The sequence below is a fragment of the Dyadobacter sp. genome, assembly GCF_039919315.1.
Taxonomy (GTDB): Bacteria; Bacteroidota; Bacteroidia; order Cytophagales; family Spirosomataceae; genus Dyadobacter.
This window is the reverse complement of the sequence record NZ_JBDSFX010000102.1, coordinates 21,397-40,417: the sequence shown is the minus strand read 5'-3', so window position 1 is coordinate 40,417 and position 19,021 is coordinate 21,397. Positions and strand designations below refer to the sequence as shown.

Sequence of the window (19,021 nt, the reverse complement as noted above, 5' to 3'; positions counted from 1 at the left end):
ATGAGAATTATACCGGTTTTCTTTTTACAATGCCTTACCTGCCTGCTAGCGGCTATCGTACCGGTTTTCGCACAAGATCAACAGGTACTCTCACACCGGTTACAACATTTCACAGATCAAAACGGTCTTCCCCAAAATAGTGTAAAAGCCGTTATGGAAGATCAAAATGGCTTTGTATGGCTATCGACCGAAGCCGGCCTGGTGCGTTTCGACGGGCAACGGTTCATTTCATTTGAAAGGTCTGTGATTCCCATATCAAGCAACAGGATACGTGGTTTTGTACCAAATGTTGTAGATTATGGAAACGATCGCATCCACGAGTTTTATGCATTGACTGAGAGCAATGAATACATCGGTGTCCTCAAAAGCGGTCTGGCCTCGGCAGACACTGCATTTTACAGCCGTTACCAAAAAATCCACCCCAATGCGCGAAAGGAAGTGCGGCATAACAGTATACTGACCAGCCTGCCCTCGCAATATGAGACCAACCCCTTTTATGAGGATTATTTTGCGGCCACCGGAGCACATCAGTTTTACATTTGGAAAGGAAACAAAATAACTTGTTATGAAAACGGAAAAGTCACTTTCAGCGTGGATGGCCCATTCAGGAATTTGTTACTGCTTGATAACAGCGCGATTGCCATAGATGCTGACAGGCATTTTGTAAAAATCCGTCCTGATCAGATCCACACCAGGCTTATACTCAGAGGCGATATCACCGCCAATGCACTGTATGATCCTAAAAAAAACAACTATCAGTTGTTTTGGAACAACATTTCCCGCAAAGCATTTCTGTATCTGAATAAGTGTTTTTACACCTTGAAAGAATCACAAAACGGCGAGCTCACGACGACACTCATCCTGAAAGGTTTTGACTTCGATAATCTCAATATCGTCACGGCGCATTACAATGAAAAGCTGGGTTTTCTTTTTCTGGGAAGTATTACAAAAGGTCTCTATCTGATCAAAAAGAACGATTTTAAAACATTGAAATTACAGGCAAAAGATGCTGACAATGTTTACTATGCACAGAGTCCGGGGCCGGGTCGTTCTGTTTTGACAGCCCAGGGATACAGGCTGGGCATTACCGCAGATGGCCAGAAGGCAACAGCCAGCCGCGTCTCGGCTTTCATGGATGATTTTAACTATAAGTTTTTTATGGGAATCAACCAGGACAGCACGTTCTGGTATGGAGTCGGCAATGATCTTTTTAAACTCGATAAGTCAGGTCAAAAGATCCTGGTCAGGCTCAAAGTCCAGGAAACCTTCAAGTCGTTATTTGTCGACCAAAGTAATAAGCTATGGATTGGCTCCGATTACAACACCTTATACCGGCTGGACGAGACAGCTGGCCGACATAAAATAACGCCGATGCTGAAAGCGAAATTTGGAGGCATCACCATGATGGGGCAGGAAACTGCCGAGACCCTGTTGCTGGGCACCGAAACGGGTCTTCACAGGTATAACTTCAAGACCGGCAGGCATGAAATTGTCAAAAATTTCAAAAACATGAATATCCGCAGCTTTTATGCCACGCGTGACGGCACCTGGATTACTACTTACGGAAACGGAATTTATTTGCTCAACCGTAAGGGATTGGTCAGGTTTCCACTGGATAAAGATCGTTTTCTGGCTACCGCCCATTGCATTATCGAAGACGCGAAAGGCTTCTTTTGGATAACGACCAACCGGGGATTGTTTCAGGTTGCCAAAACGCAACTGCTTGACTACGCCAGCAACAACCGCAGTTTGGTCTACTACCTGTATTATGACCAGAGCCACGGCTTTGCTACCAATGAATTTAACGGAGGCTGCAACCCATGCGCCGTCAAACTAGCCGACGGCACCGTATCTTTGCCATCGATGGACGGTCTGGTATGGTTTTCCCCGCTCAATATTAAATCAGAGTTGCCCGAAAAGGGAATTTTTGTTAGTTCTGTCAAAATAGACGGCAGAGATATCAGCATGCACGATGATCTGGAAATACCACGCGATTTCGAGCAGATCCGCATGCAGGTAACGACCCCTTACCTGGGTCATGTAAACAATGTTCAAATGCAGTACTCTCTTTCCGGCGAAGGCCGAACTGAGAAATGGATGGCTGTCAATGAGGATTTTGTAATTCCGGTTCCCAAAATCCCTTATGGCCACTACCGTCTGACCATTCGTAAGATCAACGGTTTCCGTCCTAATGACTATACCTATAAAATCGTGACTTTGCATATTCCGCCGGCATGGTTTGAAACCTGGTGGTTCCGGTCGGTGCTGGCATTGATGCTGCTGGCGTTGTTCTTTTTCGCAGTAAAATGGAGAACGGCTTATCTGGTTAAAAAGGACAGGGAAAACAATCTGCTTCGTCACTACCGCGTCATCAGTCAAATTGTGGCCGCCGTTAACCATGATATTCAGACACCTTTACATTATGTCGGCTATTCTTTAAAGCAGATCAATTCGTACTTGCATCAGCAACCGGGTAGTAGTCCATTGATCACCCGCATGAGCGATGAATCGCTGAACACCTCTATGCGGATAGGTACGCTCACCAAAAACCTGCTCGACTACATTAAGCTGCAAAACAAGAATGCAGCCTCCCGGACACATATGGATTCAGTCAACGTTTCGGAGCTGGTCACAGGTATAGGTGAATTATTTTCAGCCATTGCCACGTTCAGAAACATTAGCATCAGCAATGAAGTCCCCGGCGAATTTGTGCTGTGGAGTGATCCCAGCCTGCTCTCTATTGTGGTCCATAATTTGCTGGACAACGCCCTGAAAATAAGCAAGTCGGAAATCAATATTTCTGCTGGTTATCGAGACGGCAAAAAGCAGATCGTCATCGAAGATACTGGCGATGGAATGCCCGATGACCTGATCAGATGGCTCAACAAATCGTATCGATCCTATGAGGAATGGCTCCGTGTACCCACCGACACCGAGCAAAAGGGTATAGGTCTGGTCATTGTGAAGGATCTATGTGTACTGCTTCGGATCGACATTATTGTCTCCGCAAAACAAGGTAGCCACACCAGCATTGCACTTGTTTTCCAGCAATAAACAGTCTTCCAAAATAGGTCCTCTATTTGTGAGCAGTGACATCCTTAGGAAATTTGTCGGCAATCAGATTGAGGTTGATTCCGTGTTCCATATAGGCTTTCAAGCCGTCCAGCACCGTTGTAAATCCGCCAGTATTATCGTTCACAACTTTAATCAGCTGCTCGCCTGTAGCCATAAAGCCAAAGTTGGCAATGGTCACGTAAGTTGCCTGGTCGCCAGTTTGCTCAAAGTTAAATTCCACAGTGGTAGCCGGTTCTCCCCATTCGATCACGATCAATTTTTCCGCAATGATCTCCTGCACAGAAACCTTTACAGCGATACCATACATTTCCCACTCCCATATAATCACTTCCCCCTTTTCCAGCATTCCGCTGCCTTTGGTGAACCAAAAATTCCGTGTTTGCTCTGGATCGATAAATGCATTAAAAACGTCCTTAGCGGGCTTTCTGATTAACATTTCGGCAGTTACCGGGGCTGTTTGTCTGTTGGTTGGCATAACTGAAAGTTTAAGTTACAAATGGCTTCCTAAACTTATATATAACCGTTTGGTTTTGCAAATTTTTTCACTGAATGTTGAATACACTCGGGTTTAAGAAAGAAAACACTCCCGGCCATACAGCTTCTGATTCATTCGGGAAGAATTTGAGAAACAAAACTCGGGTTTGTCCAAAGGTCGCCACAGAAGAAATGAGATGATATGCAAATAGTGGGTGTGGCCCCATATTCATTTCCGTAGATATACTTTGACACGGTATACCGTTAAATAAGTTTTCGGGTAAGTCCTCACGCAAAGTCTACTGATAGTGACTAAAAATGTAGATTTTCAAACTACGAAATTCAATTGTGCTGCCTTCAAATATGAATAATAACCATCTTTATCGCCAGGAATATATCCGACTTTTGTGGATCCACTCACAGCAGGTCAGTAACCAATCCGCCAAGGCAAATGAACAAAGAAGGGCTTTGAAACTACATCAAAAAAGAAAGATCAAATCCTTGGACAAAGGACTGGGCTTATTGAAGCGGGCATACCTGACGATGAAACACTTCTCGGAGCTCAGAGAATTCAATGGTATGATCGAACAAAACCACATCGAACTCCTTCACAGGCAACAGGAAGAGATCCAAAAATTGAAATCCAGTTGGGAACTTCACACTGCTCCTTCCCACCAGTAGCCATTTTTGTCGCAACTGCCCTTTTAGATTGACGTATTAGCCCCCGGTATCGCGTTAAAAGATCCGGTAATTTTACACATCAACAAATCAATCAGAGGACATGCTTTCAGAACCCAAAGTCGAGTACAGACAGGAACGTCATTTTCTGGCAATTGCTAGAACGGTACATATGAATGATATTCCGGAAGTTTTACCACCATTAATTCCTGAGGTAAAAAACTGGATGAATCAAAACCATATTGCGGCCAGCGGTCCGGATTTCTTTTTGTATCGCTCCATGAATCCGCAAAATGAGCTGGAATGTGAGGCAGGTTTTGCCATTCACGCAGCGGTTTCAGGAGAGGGCCATATCCAGCCAGGAAGCTTTCCCGCCGGTGATTATGCCAGCATTATCTACACGGGCGACTTTAAAGACATGATGCAGGGCCACATTGCATTGGAACAATGGATCAAAGAACAGGGGTTTAAAGAAAAAATACATTCTTCAGACGGCATGATCAGATGGGGTGGCCGCACCGAATTTTACCTGATTGATCCTGATAACGAGCCAGATCCGGCCAAATGGCAAACTGAAATTACGTTTTTGCTGGAAGACTAGGCTCAGACCAATGAATGCGCTTCATTCACTGGCTGCTAGATTGCCGCTACACCACCACTCCTCTGATCCAGTGCTCCGCTTGCTCGGGATCAGTTAGAAAGCGCTCCTTTTCTGTGCCAAACATAGCCTGATATTTCTCGATCTTACTCTCGTCCTGGTGTACATGAACGGCTGCAAAGCAGCTGATTCCACGGGTATTAGTTAGCTGCATATCTGCTGCCTCTTCAAATAGATGGACATAACCCGCCTTCCATCCATATCTGGCCAATGTCTGCGGTACAACTGTTCTAAATCTCTTATGTGCTGCAAAATCCAGCGCCGTAAAGCCATGCAAATTGACCAAAATCTTAAACCGGCCGTTGTCCTCCACTTTGGATAAGGTTTCCTGCAACCCGTTGTCCCATTCTTCGACGCCTGCCATATCCACATCGCCTGTAATGTGAGTGATCACCAATTTTTCCTCGGGAATCCATTCACTTGCTGAAATGCCTGTTTGTGTCATTTTAAAAAGGTTATATATTTTCTATTTTGAAAATGAACCAATAATAAAAAATCGTCCCGGAAACTGCCAGCATGGGCTTGCTAAAAAAACAAACGAGTTCTCAAGCGGCAGGTTTTAATCTGCTCACAGTCGGTCCACAAGTAAGGATACATTCTTTCCACTTACTTCAACAACCTCAAATGCGCCTTCTTTTTTAGGTTCGACATTTTTCCCGTTGATTCGCCAGTTTTTGAATGTACCGGAAGGAAATGCGATCAGGATTTTCCAGTTTGCTTTCGTCTGAGTGATTTCCCAGGTTTCCGAATTTGAAGATCCCTTGTAAGTAATGTCCAGCTCATTGTCTCCGGCTGCTACATTTTCAAGTTTCGCCTCCTTCCATTGAGTTGGCATTTGCGGTTGAAATCGGACCATTTCCATGGATGCATTGGGCTGGATGCCGAAAAACTGCTGCACTATCGGTACGGCGTAGCTGTAAATGTTCCAGGCCTGTGCCATCATCCCATAATCAGGCGATACCTCATAAATCGAGCCTGGCAATGCAAAACTGAATGATTTTGTCATGCGTTTCAGATAGTCCAGCGCGCGGTCGGGACGTCCGTAATTGTTTTCGGCGATCGCCAGCACGCCGGTAGGGAGCGTCATCACAGCGCCTGTGTAGGTAAATACTTTATTGTTTCCCGCCACTGAACGCTCGTCTTTTCCAGCAGATTCGTCCCTATCGATACCTGTCACAAACGCACCAAATGGATTGATGAATTTAGAAGCAGTGTTCAATGCAGCCAATGCCTTTGCGCTGTCGGCTATGCCGGTCTCCATAGGTGTGTTCACGACCCAGTTATGATGTACCACAAAGCCCTTTTTCTGAGTAGTTCCTGCCCGGACAGTGGCAGACTTCGCCGCTTGCAGCTCGGCTACAGCCCACGGCTTTTTCAATGTATCCGCTCTGACGATCGCATCATTGATGAGGCCGATAGCCTGGGCGGGCGTACCAATGAAATCGGCAAAGGAATTACTTTCCGGCACCCAAAAATCCTTGTTGATCTGCACTTTCAGCTTGTCCGCAATGGTTTTGTACTGAGCAGCCAATGCCTTATCACCCATTTGCTCAGCCAGATAGGACGCGTCGGCGAAAGCTTTCTGAGTATAAGAGGCCACGTCAATCATTTCACTGTTCATACCGTGGATCTCCATCATACCAAAACCATCCGGAAGCAAATTGCCGTCCTTGTCATTCTCTTTCAGCAGCCATTCCAATCCTTTTTTAATGACTGGGAAATATTTTTTCAAAAACGCCTTATCGCCCGTCCAAGCATACACAAAAGCAATCAGTGACGCAAACTGAGGTGCTTCATTGATGTTCCCCGGATTAAATACAGCTCCGTTTGTCGATGCTTCATGGATGATCCTACCATTCCCGTTGGCCTTTTCGGACAGCTTATAAAGCACCTCAATAGCATTGTAGACAAGCTCCTTCTGACCGGTAGCAATGAGTCCTTTCAAAGCATATTCACTATCGGCGCCAAACCACCACGGATAATCCGGCGCTCCTGCTGACAAGCCGCGGCCAATCGCCGGCACGTCCCTTACCAACCAATCGGTATTGAATTTCACCCATGTAAAGGCCTGTTCAAGTTCCTTATCCGGTATAGTGAGTTTCACCTTATCCGAAAGCATTTCATAGCGTTGCTTTTTTGCGTTGAGTAGCTGAGGAGCATCCCGCTGCACTTCTGCCAATGTTTCACTGGCTTTGCCGGAAGATTCGTAAGACCCGGACACAGTAATGGGCAAGCTAACAGTACTACCCGCTTTGATATCAATAGAATAGCTCAGTGTGGCAGTTGTACCTTTTCCTTTTGGCTTGTAATCGCAGTAAACTGCACCTTTTGCATGCTTTTCCGGCTCCGTGTCAGAGCTAAACATGACATACCATTCATTTAAACTGTCCTTCACCATCCAGCCTTTCGAAGCAGCATCCCAGGTGGCTACATCCTGAGCATCAATCATATTGGTGCGTTCGCCGAGCCAAACAGGCCTCAAATCAGAATATCCTGTAAAACCGAATTCTATTTTTTTGTCCTCTTTGGATGTATTAGTAAAAGCAAATTCCACGACAACGGCCTCTTTCCCGTCAGGTACAAACTGCCACCGCTCCACCACAAGATCTTTCAATCCACTTCTGAAAACATGCCGGTTGGCAAAAGGAAAATTTGTGAAAGTATCGGCCTTCATTAGGCAAACCTGCTGCTGATCCGACGTTACCGTAGCCACAAATCCATCCATTAGTTTAATAGGATGGTCCCAGATCCCGCCCATCTCTCCGGTAACATGCCAGCCGAGCTCAGGAAACGCCCCATCCTGCGTCCCGACCATATAAACCCGGTCGCCTGCGGTAATGTAAGGCGTGTTCAGATAAGTGCTTTTGCCGTCGATATGCGCTACGCCCGAAAGAAGCGATTGAATGGTTTGCCTATCCTCCGCTTTTTTCTGGCATTGAAAAAAAAATAGGGAAAGCAAAAAAATGGCAAAAACGCGGCATCCGGATATCATAATAGCAGTAGGGTTTGAAATTTTTCCAAGTTACTCAATAAATGTTTGAGCCCGTTGAGGAAGGGCAATAATGCCCTGACACACTTACATTCACTTGCGAGACACTAATATTGTCGCGATCGACCCCCTCCAAAGTCGCATCCATAACCCTGGATGAAAACCTGATCAGCTACTTTTGTAATCAACAAAACAACAAAAGACCATGAGAAAATTAAAGCTTCAGGTACAGATGACTATTGACGGATACATTGCAGGACCAAATGGCGAAATGGATTCGATGGTATGGGATTGGGATAACGAACTGAAAACTTACGTACAAGAGCTTACTGATCCTGTTGACTGCATACTATTGGGACGAAAGCTTGCAGAGGGATTTATTCCATACTGGGCCAACGTGGCTTCAAATCCGGGCGACCCTGAGCATTCTGCTGGCAAAAAATTCACTGAAACACATAAAGTCGTTTTTACCAAAACGCTTGAAAACGCGCCATGGGACAATACTGTGCTGGCGAAAGGCAACCTTGCCGAAGAGATCGCGCAACTGAAAAATCAAGAAGGTCAAGACATCATTACTTATGGTGGGGCAACTTTCGTTTCCAATCTTATCGCGGAAGGACTGATAGACGATCTTCATTTATTTATTAATCCTACCGCTATTGGCGAGGGAATGACCATTTTCAAGGGGCTTAGCAGCAAACAAAGCCTGACGCTGGTTCAGTCAAAGTCATTTGACTGCGGTATTGTTGTGCTTCACTATCAACTCAAAAACAACGGATAAGCAAATAGCTGTCATCAGCATACAGATTTGAGAATTCAACTATCTACCTCAACGCAGAAAACGGCGACAAAACATCGGTCGGATACATTAGAAAAATAGTAAAATGGAGCCGTATGTGCCTTTTAAGACTGGCATGAAAAAAACCCTGATCACCCTCATTTCCTTTATTGCGCTGGTCGCTTATCAAAACAGCAAAGAGGAAGACCGTACGTGGAGCGTTTACAAAGCAGACTCCCACAGCACAAGCTATTCGCCTCTCGACCAGATTAATACCTCCAATGTAGCACAGTTGCAGCCAGCCTGGACTTTTGCATTGAAAGACATGAAAGAAGGTTCCCGACCGGGCAGTAGCGAGTGCAATCCCATCATCGTCGACGGCGTAATGTATGCCACCTCAGCCAAGCATTGGGTATATGCCGTGAATGCCGGTACCGGTGAGCAGATTTGGTCATTCGATCCTTTTGATGGCGCGGAAGGTGGTGGAGTAAGCCGAGGATTGACTTACTGGGAAGAAGGTGAGGGCAATACTGCCTCAAACAAACGGATCTTGGTGACGGGTGGAGATAACCTGTTTGCATTGAATATCCAAACAGGAAAACCGATTCCCGGTTTTGGCAAAGAAGGTAAAGTCAGCATGAATGTGGGGTTAAGGGACGATCCCGCAAACATTTCGGTGATCCCGACCTCGCCCGGGATTATTTTCAAAGATCTGTTAATCATGGGCGCGGAAGTATCCGAATTATATGGCGCGCAGCCCGGTTACATTCGGGCATATCATTGCATCACTGGCAAACTCGTCTGGACATTCCATACCATTCCTTTGCCGGGAGAACCAGGCTATGAGACCTGGCCGAAAGATGCTTACAAATATGCAGGCGGCGCCAATGATTGGGGTGGAATGAGTGTGGATAGCAAGCGCGGTATGGTATTTCTGGCGACAGGCTCCCCTACTTACGATTATTACGGAGCCGACCGTAAAGGCAAAAATCTTTATGGAAACAGCGTGGTAGCATTGGATGCGGCCACCGGCAAATACGTCTGGCATTTTCAGACGGTGCACCACGACCTTTGGGATTATGACCTGCCCGCCCCTCCTAACCTGGTCACGGTGGAAAGGAATGGTAAGCCATTGGACGCAGTCGCGCAGGTTTCCAAGCATGGATTTATTTTTGTCTTCAACCGCGAAACCGGCGAGCCACTTTTCCCGATCGAAGAACGCAAAGTACCCGCTTCCAACATTCCAGGTGAAGAAGCATGGCCTACTCAGCCATTTCCATCGAAACCTAAGCCTTTTGCCAGACAATACATGTCCGAGGCGGATCTGACCCGTTATACCGACGCCGGCCACGATTCACTTGTTAAAAAATACCGCTCCATGCGTTATGAAGGTCTTTTTACACCGCCAGATTTGAAGGCAACATTAATGCTGCCCGGCTCACGTGGCGGTGCTGAATGGGGAGGCGCAGCGTTTGATCCTACGAGCAGTGTACTATATGTCAAATCCAATGAATCGCCGGAGATCGAATCCATGAAAAAGGTGGATCTGGATCAGGAATCGAAGAATATGTCTGTTTTCCAGCAAGGCAAATCCATCTACATGACCTATTGCGTGGCTTGCCATGGTAAAGATAAAAATGGTGATGAGCCCACGTATCCTTCGCTGATCGGATTGCGCAACCGGATGACGCGGGAAGCTGCTTTGGACAAGATCAAAAAAGGGGCGGGAAAAATGCCTGCCTTTGCCAGTGTCGTAAAGGGCAAGGAGAAAGCCATCATCGCATTTCTCTATGAGCGCGAGCAGCAAAGTACCAGTGCAGTTACCAAATTTGAAACCGGCAAAACCAAAGCTGGCGCCGACAAATACCTGAACCTAACCGCCTACGGCCATTTCCGAGACCCGGACGGCAACCCTGCGCTGACTCCACCCTGGGGAACATTAAGCGCAGTCAATCTTACAACAGGAGAATACGACTGGCAGATTCCGCTTGGAAATGATGATAAACGACAAGTCAAAGATGGCCCCGAAACAGGTCAGGAAGGTTCTGCGGGACCGATCGTCACCGCAGGAGGACTGATATTCATCAGCGGTACCAATGACAAAAAGCTCCGCGCGTTCGACAAAAAAACGGGTAAGTTACTCTGGAAAACCGATCTGCCGGGCGTGGCCAACGCGACCGCCTGTACGTATACCAGTGGGGGTAAGCAGTACATCGCCCTGTCAGTAGGCGGTACCAAAGAAAATCCTTCCGGCTTCATTATGGCTTTTAAGCTGCCTTAGTGATCTGCTGGTCAAAAGTTTCTTTTGCGCCCTTTTCTGACCTTCCCGCAAAACAGACGCACTACAAAAAGAAATACAATTTATAGAATATATATAAATTATACTGAATAATTGCCACAATTCGGTATTTTCTATTGCATTGCCGCGTCCAATCAATATCTTTGATTTAGAAGCCGCACGTATTACATCAGTAAAATCACGCAGATCCTTCCTGGAAACTGCCTTCATGATTTTATTTCTCTCTGATCTTTCTCACACACCCTTTTGCTTTGGTATACCCCAGCTCAACAGATATATTATGCGTGAACAATCAGCAAATAAGGCCTCTGGATACTTTCCTCAACTCGATGGTCTGCGCGCGCTTGCGATCAGTCTGGTCATCGCATTCCACTGGTTTCCTGAGAATCTTCCTGTCCAAAGCTTGTGCAGCGGACAATTCGGCGTAACCTTGTTTTTTGTTCTGAGCGGCTTTTTAATTACTGGAATTTTATTGAAGGCACGAGGCTTTTTAGCCACTCAGGGGTTTGCCCATATTTACAGATCCTTTATGATCAGACGTATTCTCAGAATTTTCCCAGTCTACTATTTTGTAATTTTAGTTGTCTGGATTGCGCAGTACCTGCATTTTCTGCCTCCTATTGAAACAGAATTTTATGAGTACCCCCTCTATTACCTGGCCTATTGCTCCAATTTTCTAATCGACAAATTCAATAACTGGTCAGATGTACTATCGATCTACTGGACGCTCGCTGTGGAAGAGCAATTCTATATTTTCTGGCCTATTATCATTCTGAAAATAGCCACCACGCATCTAAAAAAGGTAATTATTGCCTGCATTGCGGTAGGTATTTTGTCCAGGTTGATCCTGGAAGTGCTCGGTCACGGCAGCGGTGTACTGATGCCTACCTGCCTGGACTCCTTCGGCCTGGGTGCCTTATGGAGCGTCGTATTGCTTCAAAAGGATCAGGCTGAAAAATTTGTCAGACAAATTCGTTTGCTAACTCTAATCTGCGCTGCGCTGTTTATCCTGTTCTGTTTTTATTGGCAGGATTCGATTTTCAAACTACTCTTATTCAGGACTTCGATGTCAGTTCTGTCACTCTATCTTGTTATCACAGCCAGTTTCAAAAACGGTTTTAAATCCGTGGCGGGGAAAGTACTTGGAAACAAATACATTGGGCTGCTGGGGAAGATCAGCTACGGGATCTATGTGTACCATATGCTGGTGCCCGACTTTCTGATGCCGATCTTACTCAGTTTTTCAAGACGGGTACTTCACATGAAAATAGTCCTGTCTCCTGCCTGGTTTGTAGTGGCCAGCTTGGCTTTGCTACTGGCCACTGCAACATCATCCTGGTTGCTGCTCGAAGTTCCTTTCCGAAGATTAAAAAACAGTTTTCAGGTACAGCCAGGCGGCTCCAAGGACTATATCGGGTATCGCGAAGAGATTGCGATGAAAATCGCAAAGTATATTTAGAGTGAGGCTATAACCCTACTCCTCCTCTTCGGCATTCTTCAATTTAGATAGCAGCGCATAAGCTCCGTTCACCACTATTTTTGCATTTCTACCATCAAATCCGTCCGGAAATTTAATTTGTGAAAACCCGTTTTCGGATACACCGCGGCTGACTTGCTGCATAATAAACAACAGCCCGGCTTGCTCATTTTTTTGTGTGCCGCCCTGTTGCACGAAAATGTAGGATTTACCCTCAAAATCGACAATAGCCTGATCAGGTAGTGCGGTGACCGGATTAGCACCCGTTTCAATGATAGCTTTGACGAAATTTTGTGGTAACAGTCCCGGGTCATCCTTGGCCAGGTGGCAATGGACGCGTACCGTCCGGTCCTCATTGATTTTCTGATTGATCAGATAAACTTCGGCCAATAGCTCTTTATCGGGATTATTGCTCACCGTAAAACGCACTAACTGCCCCAGTTTGATTTTAGGGATATCCTGCTCGAAAACCGAAAGTTCAACGTGCAAGTGGTCGGTATCGACAATCTCGAACATCACGTCGGTCGGGTTGACATATTTACCCAGGTTCACATTCACGGTCGTTACTGATCCGCTGATCGGGGAAGTAATGACCGCGCTATTGACTATGGTACCTTTTTCCAATGCATTCATGTTAATACCCGCCGTTTTCAGTCTTTCACGCAAACCGGTCAAACGTGCTTTCTGAATTTTAACTTCTGATGACGCTTGTTGCAGCACTTTTTGTGCATTGACATTGTCCTTACTGAGCTCGCTTTGGCGCGCAAATTCCAGCTGCGCGTATTCCAGCTTACTTTCTGTTTCCAGGTAATCCTGCTGGATCTGTATGAAATCCGGGTTTTCAATGGTTGCTAATACCTGGCCTTTCTTCACATTCATTCCCTGCAACAGCTCCGTTTTCCGGACAAAACCACCCATTGGCGCCGAGATACTGACCAGGTTTTGCGGCGGGATATCGATGCTTCCGTTAGCAAGCACCACCTCACTCAAATTACGGGTGGATAGCATGCCTGTTTCGATTCCTGCTGTTTCATACTGCGCCTTGGTCAGCTCGATGGTATTGCTTTCCCGCTCTTCTTCTTTCGGCGTTGACTCGCTGGTTTCGGGTTTTTCTACTTTTTGATTGCAGGAAGAAAGCCCGGCCAGTAACACTAAAATGACTAATATATTTTTCATAGTTGTAATGCCTTTAAATGCCTGCATATGATTTATTCACTGAATGTTAGCCCTGAACCTTATTGTTTATTGATCAGAAACTCGATTTCGATCACCGACTGATTGTAGGAATCAAGCAGGTCCAGATAGTTGTATTCAATGTTCCATGCGCGGGTCATTGCCTGCGCGAATTCAACATAGCCGATCTCGCCTGCCTCGAAAGCGCGGTTAGCATGGTCGCGAATGGTCTTGGCCAGCACCAGCGTTTTCTGCTCGTACAGAACCAGGCTCTGATCCGCAGTTTGATAAGCTTGTACTGACTGTTGCAGGGAACTGTTCAGCTGCAATGTGGTCAGATCAAGCTGATTCTGAGCCATTTTTTCATTAAGTTCAGATGCTTTGATTCGCGCTTTGTTAGCTCCATTGAAAATCGGGATACCTACGCCAAACTGAAATCCCTGAAAACGTTTTCGCGCACCATAGAAAACTTCGCTGCTACCCACGATCTGGGCGCCAATTAATGATTGGTTGAAATAACCAATACTAAAACCCGGCAAAAGGCTCGTACGCTGGGCGGCTGTTGCTTTCCGGTCGATGGCAATTTGTTGACTCAAAAATTGTAAATAAGGATTACCAGCCATTTTGGTACTATCAAGGTCAATATCCGCCAGGCTGCGCCTTGTCAACGTATCAACTTCCGGCCCGACCGGATCAGCGCTGAAAATCAATGTCTGCAATTGCTTTTGCAGGTTGCGTTTTTCTCCCTGGTTTTGAATAATACGTGTTTGTATCTCACCCTGCTCGCTTTGGGCTACCGAATACCCCAACTCACTGGACTCTCCGGTTTTGAATCGCAATGCTGCGGCTTTTACGAAACGTTCGATTCGCGCACTTTCCTGCGCCAGCAAATCCTGTTTTTGACCGACAAGGATCAAATTATAATAGACGCTTTTGATCTGCCTGATCAGTTCCGCTTTGGTCACTTCTGCTTTTGCTTGCGCACCTTTTACCTGCTCTGTCAGCAGCTCCTTTCGTCTGGCGCCTACCTTGGGATGCGGCAGTAGCTGAGATATATTAACCTGATTATCAAACCGTTTGCTATTGTACTGACCGCCCATCCATGACAGTTCTGTTTTAGGAAGATCCACTGCAGTCCCCACCAACCCATTTTGATAATCGACCTGGTAAATACCCGATTTGACTTCCAGATTCTTGGCCATCCCCTCCTCAATGGCCTGCGCCAGGGAGATTTTGCGGATAGTTGTGTCGGTAGTCTGTCCCAGGACATTCGGCGTGAATGCAGCGCCTCCCAAAACAATAAACAGTAATGTCAATGGTTTGATCGTAACTCTGGTAGCAAAACGTTTTTCAAAAATCAAATACAAAACCGGTAAAACAAGCAGGGTAAGCAGCGTAGCCGACAGCAGACCGCCGATCACCACAGTAGCAAGCGGCCTTTGCACCTCTGCGCCCGCACTTGAAGAAAGCGCCATGGGCAAAAACCCCAGCGAGGCTACCAGTGCAGTCATCAGCACAGGCCGAAGCCTGCTCTCAGTGCCTTGAAAAATCACTTTTCGCAGATTAGTCTCGCCTTCCTTGCGCAGAAAATTAAACTCTGCGATCAGTACGATCCCATTCAGAACAGCTACACCAAAAAGTGCTATGAACCCAATACCTGCCGAAATACTGAAAGGCATATTCCGTAACCATAATGCCAGAATACCACCTATGGCAGATAATGGGATGGCTGTTAAAATCAAAAGACTCTGCCGGAGCGAGCCGAACGTAAAATATAGCAGAATGAAAATCAGCAGGAGCGCGATCGGAACAGCGATACTCAGACGCCCGGAGGCCTCCTGTAAATTTTGAAATTGCCCTCCATAGGTAGTGTAATAACCCGTTGGAAGCTCGATCTGGCTCTCTATTTTACCCTGAATTTCTTTCACCATACTTTCCACATCCCTGCCGCGCACATTGAAAGCGACTGTAATTCTGCGCTTTGCATCTTCGCGCTGGATCTGGTTAGCACCAATTTTCATTTCGATGGTAGCGATCTGAGAAAGCGGTACCTGGTGGCCGGCGGGTGATGTGACAAACAGGGCGCTCACATCTTCCAGTGTCCTACGGCTTGCGTTGTTAAGCCTTACGACAAGGTCGAATCTTTTTTCTCCTTCAAATACAAGACCTGCGCTGCTTCCTGCAAAGGCAGTATTTATTGCCCTGTTAGCATCAGCTATATTGATGCCAAAGGTAGCCAGCCGGTCCCGATCGAAATTGACTACAATTTGCGGTAAGCCGCTGACCTGCTCCACATAAATATCTTGCGCTCCCTGAACCTTTCCGACCAGTTTCCCAATCTTACCGGCTTCACGAGCTAGTACTTCTAAATCTTCTCCAAAAATTTTGATGGCCACATCTTGCTTAACACCCGTCATCAGCTCATTAAACCGCATTTGAATGGGCTGTTGGAATCCGAATGTGACCCCGGCTATCGACTCGGACAATACAGCCCGCATTTTTTCAGCGAGTTCTTCCCTGCCGGATGCTTTCTTCCAGACTGATTTTTCTTTCAAAATGATCATTAGATCCCCAGCTTCCACCGGCATCGGGTCAGTGGGTATCTCCGAGGAGCCGATCTTGCCGACAACCTCAACGACCTCGTCGGGGAAATTCTTTCTGAGCAAACCCGCTGCTTTTTGAGCCGCATCTACGGTTTCAGATAAAGAACTGCCCGTCAGCACACGCATTTCAACAGCGAAGTCCCCTTCATCGAGCTGCGGTATAAATTCACCGCCCATGTTCAGGAATATCCAGAGCGTAACGCCAAAAATCATAAAGGCAGAAGTTAAGACTATCATCCTGCGACGAAGCGCAAAACCCAGAGCGGGCACGTAAAGCCTGTGAAAAAAGGCGATGATCTTGTCGGAAAAATTGGCCTTGTGCTCGTTTTGCTTACTGAGAAACAATGCTGAAACCATCGGTACATAGGTTAATGAAAGGATAAAAGCACCGAGAATGGCAAAACTGACGGTCTGGGCCATGGGTTTGAACATTTTGCCCTCAATACCGACCAGCGCCAAAATTGGCAGATAAACGATCAAAATGATAATTTCCCCGAACGCTGCAGAATTCCGAATTTTTGAGGCTGATTCATAAACCTCACGGTCCATTTCTTCCTGGGAGAGGCGATGCGTATATTTCTTTCCCATGATATGATGCAAGGTAGCCTCCACAATGATAACCGCCCCGTCGACAATCAGGCCAAAATCTATCGCGCCCAAACTCATCAGATTCCCGGACACACCAAATAAATGCATCATACTCACTGCAAATAACATGGCGAGCGGAATAACAGAGGCTACCACCAGCCCGGCCCTGAGGTTGCCCAACAGGAGAATCAGCACAAAAATGACGATCAATGCGCCTTCGATCAGGTTTTTGGAAACAGTATGAATCGCGTTGTTGACCAGCTTGGTACGGTCCAGAAACGGCTCTATGACTACGCCCTCTGGCAGTGATTTGCGGATTTGCTCAATGCGCTCTTTTACATTACCGATTACTTTCGAAGAATTCGCACCTTTCAGCATCAGCACAAGTCCTCCAACCACTTCGCCTTCGTCGTTGCGCGTCATCGCGCCGTAACGAACAGCACTACCGAACTGCACATTGGCAATATCACGGATCAGCACCGGAAGCCCGTCGGAAGTGGTCTTTACCTGGATTTTTTCAATGTCTTTTAAACTGCCGATCAGGCCCTCACTTCTGATAAAATAGGCATTGGGTTTCTTGTCAATGTAGGCCCCGCCAGTGTTCTGATTATTTTGTTCAAGTGCGGTAAAAATCTCGCTCACCGAAATCTGCGAGCTCCTGAGCTTGAAAGGATCTATGGCAATTTCACATTGCTTCAAAAAACCTCCAAAGCTGCTCACATCCGCAACACCTTCGGTACCCAGCAGCTGCCGACGCACAATCCAGTCCTGAATACTTCTGAGCTCCATAGGCGGATACTTTTTCTCATAACCCGCTTTGGTGTGCAGTACATATTGGTAAATCTCGCCCAGGCCGGTCGTGACGGGCGCCAGATCAGGTGAGCCTACGCCCGGGGGAATCTGCTCCACTGCACTCTTCAGTCGCTCTGATACCTGCTGCCGGGCCCAGTAAACGTCCACTTTATCTTTAAAAACAATGGTAACAACAGACAATCCAAACCTGGAAATCGAACGGATCTCTTCAATGTTGGGAATGGTAGCCATGGCAGTCTCCACCGGAAATGTGACCAGCCGCTCTACCTCCTGGGCGGCCAGCGACGGGCTGGTGGTAATGACCTGGACCTGATTATTGGTAATGTCGGGGACCGCATCAATCGGAAGCTGGGTAAGCGAATAGATCCCGCAAATCGTCAATGCAAGTGTGAAAATCCCGACAACCAGTTTGTTATGAATGGAAAAATAAATGATTTTATCTAACATCAGATTTTAATTTACGCTATGAATGAGCTCACAGCCGGGTCCGTAAAAATGGACGCAGCCGTAAACCAAATCTTGAAAATACAGGTAAACTAAATCCTGGGCGGTTGCCAGATAGATGTTAAATCACCGCTAATGGTCTCGGAAGAGTATGCAAAAATTAAATCTTCGAATACCGGAAAACTGGCCAACAGGGATGGGGAGGTTATTTCCTGTTGCAGCGTGATTGCCGAGCAGCAGGTACAGATACAAAATGGAGAGCACAAATCAATGTCGGCAGCCTGTTGCTGATCATTAGCGTTCACAACCACATGATCACTAAAAGCAGCCTCTACTGCCTGATCCTGACAAGGAATGCAGGACAATGCAACGGTGTAAAAGGCCAATATGATCAGAATGATTCGCATACTGCGCAAAGCTAGTTCAAATAAACGTGCAACAGGTAGGCAAAAATGCGGTCACCTTAAAAATCGTCTTAATGATGGTAGCAGAGTCATCGAAAACCTGTTTTGATGTCACAAATAGTCGCTAACGTCAAAAACTGTCTTTTTTACCGTCTGGAAATGCCCATTGCAACGCCTTTCCAGATTTATGTTAAATAAAAAGTAAGATTCCCAACGTTTTAGCTTAAAAATGGTCTTTGTAAAAAAACTCGGCTATGAAATTATCATTCTATACGTTTCTCTCTGCAAGCCTTCTATTAGTCGGATGTAAAAACGAAGTAAAACTCCCCGAGAAAACAGCTGTGATTGCCCATATGGATTTTACATTTTGTGGTTATTGCGGCGGCTGGTTTGTATACATTGATTCGACGATGCATCGGGCGGATATTCCAGCGCCTTTCAACAAGGAAAATAACAAGGTGCTGATACGTTATGAAGAAGATCAACGACCCGGTTATAACGACGCTCGATGGATCACTATCAAGTCTATCCGGCAAAAGAAGTGATTAATGGACTCGATATCTCGCAC

At 46.3% G+C, this 19,021-nt stretch carries 13 protein-coding genes; 7 read left to right on the top strand and 6 right to left on the bottom strand.

Translation table 11 applies throughout. The features are described 5' to 3' along the window. Complete coding sequence (locus tag ABIO93_RS29730; protein WP_348073667.1) at window positions 1–3,054, top strand: two-component regulator propeller domain-containing protein; 3,054 nt, start codon at window positions 1–3, stop codon at window positions 3,052–3,054. A gap of 22 nt (window positions 3,055–3,076) precedes the next feature. Here the strand turns inward: ABIO93_RS29730 and ABIO93_RS29725 are convergent, their stop codons facing one another. After that, a complete protein-coding gene (locus ABIO93_RS29725) occupies window positions 3,077–3,550 on the bottom strand; it encodes an SRPBCC family protein (protein ID WP_348073666.1) in 474 nt (157 codons plus the stop codon). Between the two features lie 362 nt (window positions 3,551–3,912). Here ABIO93_RS29725 and ABIO93_RS29720 point away from each other — a divergent pair, with 362 nt between their 5' ends. Together ABIO93_RS29720 and ABIO93_RS29715 are read left to right on the top strand one after the other, a co-directional pair. After that, window positions 3,913–4,230 (top strand): hypothetical protein, encoded by a 318-nt coding sequence (locus ABIO93_RS29720; RefSeq protein ID WP_348073665.1) that lies wholly within the window; start codon window positions 3,913–3,915, stop codon window positions 4,228–4,230. A 100-nt stretch (window positions 4,231–4,330) separates the two neighbouring features. Beyond that, window positions 4,331–4,828: a GyrI-like domain-containing protein gene (locus ABIO93_RS29715; RefSeq protein WP_348073664.1), complete on the top strand. Its 498-nt coding sequence runs from the start codon at window positions 4,331–4,333 to the stop codon at window positions 4,826–4,828. Between the two features lie 46 nt (window positions 4,829–4,874). Here the strand turns inward: ABIO93_RS29715 and ABIO93_RS29710 are convergent, their stop codons facing one another. Both ABIO93_RS29710 and ABIO93_RS29705 read right to left on the bottom strand, forming a co-directional pair. Beyond that, a complete protein-coding gene (locus ABIO93_RS29710) occupies window positions 4,875–5,330 on the bottom strand; it encodes a hypothetical protein (protein WP_348073663.1) in 456 nt (151 codons plus the stop codon). Window positions 5,331–5,453: 123 nt separating this feature from the next. Further along, window positions 5,454–7,877, bottom strand: coding sequence for a glycogen debranching protein (locus tag ABIO93_RS29705; protein WP_348073662.1), 2,424 nt, complete (start codon window positions 7,875–7,877; stop codon window positions 5,454–5,456). Between the two features lie 202 nt (window positions 7,878–8,079). On the opposite strand from ABIO93_RS29705, the gene ABIO93_RS29700 reads away from it, so the two are divergent. The 3 genes from ABIO93_RS29700 to ABIO93_RS29690 all read left to right on the top strand — a co-directional run bounded on the left by ABIO93_RS29700 (window position 8,080) and on the right by ABIO93_RS29690 (window position 12,410). Beyond that, window positions 8,080–8,655 carry a dihydrofolate reductase family protein gene (locus tag ABIO93_RS29700; RefSeq protein WP_348073661.1) on the top strand — a complete coding sequence of 192 codons (576 nt, stop codon included), beginning with the start codon at window positions 8,080–8,082 and terminating at the stop codon, window positions 8,653–8,655. Window positions 8,656–8,788: 133 nt separating this feature from the next. After that, entirely contained in the window at window positions 8,789–10,933 is a 2,145-nt protein-coding gene (locus ABIO93_RS29695) for a PQQ-binding-like beta-propeller repeat protein (RefSeq protein WP_348073660.1), read from the top strand. 298 nt (window positions 10,934–11,231) lie between these two features. Next, on the top strand, window positions 11,232–12,410 hold the full coding sequence (locus ABIO93_RS29690; protein WP_348073659.1) for an acyltransferase: 1,179 nt from the start codon (window positions 11,232–11,234) through the stop codon (window positions 12,408–12,410). Window positions 12,411–12,425: 15 nt separating this feature from the next. Here the strand turns inward: ABIO93_RS29690 and ABIO93_RS29685 are convergent, their stop codons facing one another. The 3 genes from ABIO93_RS29685 to ABIO93_RS29675 form a co-directional block, all read right to left on the bottom strand. Further along, complete coding sequence (locus ABIO93_RS29685) at window positions 12,426–13,604, bottom strand: efflux RND transporter periplasmic adaptor subunit (RefSeq protein WP_348073658.1); 1,179 nt, start codon at window positions 13,602–13,604, stop codon at window positions 12,426–12,428. Between the two features lie 59 nt (window positions 13,605–13,663). After that, window positions 13,664–18,052, bottom strand: coding sequence for a CusA/CzcA family heavy metal efflux RND transporter (locus ABIO93_RS29680; RefSeq protein WP_348073657.1), 4,389 nt, complete (start codon window positions 18,050–18,052; stop codon window positions 13,664–13,666). 89 nt (window positions 18,053–18,141) lie between these two features. Then, window positions 18,142–18,456, bottom strand: coding sequence for a DUF6660 family protein (locus tag ABIO93_RS29675; RefSeq protein WP_348073656.1), 315 nt, complete (start codon window positions 18,454–18,456; stop codon window positions 18,142–18,144). A 251-nt stretch (window positions 18,457–18,707) separates the two neighbouring features. On the opposite strand from ABIO93_RS29675, the gene ABIO93_RS29670 reads away from it, so the two are divergent. Next, complete coding sequence (locus ABIO93_RS29670; RefSeq protein WP_348073655.1) at window positions 18,708–18,998, top strand: hypothetical protein; 291 nt, start codon at window positions 18,708–18,710, stop codon at window positions 18,996–18,998. Window positions 18,999–19,021 lie beyond the last annotated feature (23 nt).

Excerpts from the sequence above, each read along its gene's own strand:
- ABIO93_RS29680 (WP_348073657.1), bottom strand. The coding sequence starts at position 18,052 with ATGTTAGATAAAATCATTTATTTTTCCATTCATAACAAACTGGTTGTC.
- ABIO93_RS29685 (WP_348073658.1), bottom strand. The coding sequence starts at position 13,604 with ATGAAAAATATATTAGTCATTTTAGTGTTACTGGCCGGGCTTTCTTCC.
- ABIO93_RS29705 (WP_348073662.1), bottom strand. The coding sequence starts at position 7,877 with ATGATATCCGGATGCCGCGTTTTTGCCATTTTTTTGCTTTCCCTATTT.
- ABIO93_RS29700 (WP_348073661.1), top strand. The coding sequence starts at position 8,080 with ATGAGAAAATTAAAGCTTCAGGTACAGATGACTATTGACGGATACATT.
- ABIO93_RS29715 (WP_348073664.1), top strand. The coding sequence starts at position 4,331 with ATGCTTTCAGAACCCAAAGTCGAGTACAGACAGGAACGTCATTTTCTG.
- ABIO93_RS29690 (WP_348073659.1), top strand. The coding sequence starts at position 11,232 with ATGCGTGAACAATCAGCAAATAAGGCCTCTGGATACTTTCCTCAACTC.
- ABIO93_RS29725 (WP_348073666.1), bottom strand. The coding sequence starts at position 3,550 with ATGCCAACCAACAGACAAACAGCCCCGGTAACTGCCGAAATGTTAATC.
- ABIO93_RS29670 (WP_348073655.1), top strand. The coding sequence starts at position 18,708 with ATGAAATTATCATTCTATACGTTTCTCTCTGCAAGCCTTCTATTAGTC.
- ABIO93_RS29720 (WP_348073665.1), top strand. The coding sequence starts at position 3,913 with ATGAATAATAACCATCTTTATCGCCAGGAATATATCCGACTTTTGTGG.
- ABIO93_RS29730 (WP_348073667.1), top strand. The coding sequence starts at position 1 with ATGAGAATTATACCGGTTTTCTTTTTACAATGCCTTACCTGCCTGCTA.
- ABIO93_RS29710 (WP_348073663.1), bottom strand. The coding sequence starts at position 5,330 with ATGACACAAACAGGCATTTCAGCAAGTGAATGGATTCCCGAGGAAAAA.
- ABIO93_RS29675 (WP_348073656.1), bottom strand. The coding sequence starts at position 18,456 with ATGCGAATCATTCTGATCATATTGGCCTTTTACACCGTTGCATTGTCC.
- ABIO93_RS29695 (WP_348073660.1), top strand. The coding sequence starts at position 8,789 with ATGAAAAAAACCCTGATCACCCTCATTTCCTTTATTGCGCTGGTCGCT.